The organism is Methanocalculus taiwanensis, assembly GCF_024372745.1.
Lineage (GTDB): Archaea > Halobacteriota > Methanomicrobia > Methanomicrobiales > Methanocorpusculaceae > Methanocalculus > Methanocalculus taiwanensis.
Map to the genome: position 1 here is coordinate 1 of NZ_VOTZ01000063.1, position 1,737 is coordinate 1,737.

General features: G+C 46.2%; 1 protein-coding gene. It reads left to right on the forward strand.

The features are described from left to right. Positions 1–89 precede the first annotated feature (89 nt). Positions 90–1,715: an IS1634 family transposase gene (locus FTO68_RS11780; RefSeq protein ID WP_255333606.1), complete on the forward strand. Its 1,626-nt coding sequence runs from the start codon at positions 90–92 to the stop codon at positions 1,713–1,715. Positions 1,716–1,737 lie beyond the last annotated feature (22 nt).

The following is a 1,737-nucleotide window of genomic DNA, read 5'->3' on the forward strand; positions in this document are numbered from 1 at the left end:
CCTGTCTTCGGCAGTAAAACCTTAACTATCAAACATTTACGTACATAGTTTTATATGCAAGTACAGGTTTAATATTCAATTGTTCTACTATGGCTCTTGTAGATGGCTCGAATGTCACAATATCCCATCTTGGGCTTGTTGCCGGTGTATATGACTCACTTGGGATCGGCGATCTAATCGATGAACTCATCCCCAAGAAACGGCATCATATCGTCTCCCATGGCACCGCTGTCAAAGCACTTCTCCTCAATTCTCTTGGCTTTGTGGAACGGCGACTCTATATCATGCCGGATTACTTCGATGATATCGCAACAGAACGGCTCCTTGGTCAAGGAATCCATCCGGAACATCTCAATGAATCCCTCTTTGGTGAGACGCTGGATGCAATTGCACGGTTTAACCCGACCAAACTCTTCACTGCAATCAGCCTCACCATGATGAAAAAACTCGCCTCTGAACCTCCTGTCAAACCTCAGGAATCTCCTCGTCTTCATCATGATACAAGCTCTTTTAAGGTAACGGGAGAGTATGACAGCGATTTTGGGACACGACTGATTCAGATTGTCCGTGGCCACTCAAAGGATCACCGGAACGATCTCAACCAGTTCGCCATGACCCTGGTCACCAACCAGCATGGCATTCCCGTTTTCATGGAGCCCCTCTCAGGGAATGCCTCTGATAAGAAATCCCTTCTCAGGTCAATTCAGGCTGTCCGGAATAATCTGGTGACCGATCAACGAATCTACCATATCGCAGATTCAGCGTTTTATACGAAATTAAACCTCCAAACCCTGGGAACACAATGTTACTGGATCTCTCATGTCCCAAACACGATCAAAGAGGCAAAAACACTCATTCACCAGGAGGGGATCACCTGGCAACCCTGTACCGATGAGCGGTATCACTCGTATGAACTCACTTCAGAGTATGCCGGGATCCCTCAAAAATGGGTATTGTATCATTCACGGGATCAACAAACCCGATCAGAAAAGAAGTTCACATCCCGCATAGAAAAGCAACGGAAAAATGATGAAACCGCTCTGAAAAAGATATTTGCTCATGAATATGCCTGTGAAACAGATGCACGTGCTGAACTTGAACGATGGTTTGGAAAACATCACCGATACCTTCCTTTCAACATCCAGATAACAAGCAAAAACCATCGTGCTAATGGGAAAAAGGGTCGGCCAAAGAATGGAGAAGAGTTGAAGGAGGTCTTCCTCATCTCCTGCAAGCTGATGTTTAATGACGAAGAGGTACGGCGGGAGAAAGAGCGACTTGGCCGGTTCATTCTCGCCACAAACGATTGTGAGATAGATCCTGATACACTTCTTGACTGGTATAAGGAGCAGGGTGCCGTTGAACGTGGATTCCGGTTTTTGAAGGATAACAGCTTCCATATCTCCGAGATCTTTCTGAAAAACCCGAATAGAATAGCCGCCGTCTCGATGCTGATGGTGCTCAGTCTAATGGTATACACGGTTACTCAGTGGCAGATCCGGGAGATCCTCAGGGAGCAGAAGACGACGGTTCGTGATGTCAAGAAACAAACAGCCAAACCGACGACAAAACGTATCTACCACCTCTTCAGGCGGGTGAGACAGATCGAAGAAGTGACAGATACGGGATTTAAGTGCCGGATTCTCAATTATACAGATGAATTACAGGATATTACGCGGCTGTTCGGGTCAGGGGTGGAAAAATATTATGCATGAAAAAGTAGATGCCGAATGTGGG

Coding starts and splice junctions, on each gene's coding strand:
- FTO68_RS11780 (WP_255333606.1), top strand. CDS start 90: ATGGCTCTTGTAGATGGCTCGAATGTCACAATATCCCATCTTGGGCTT.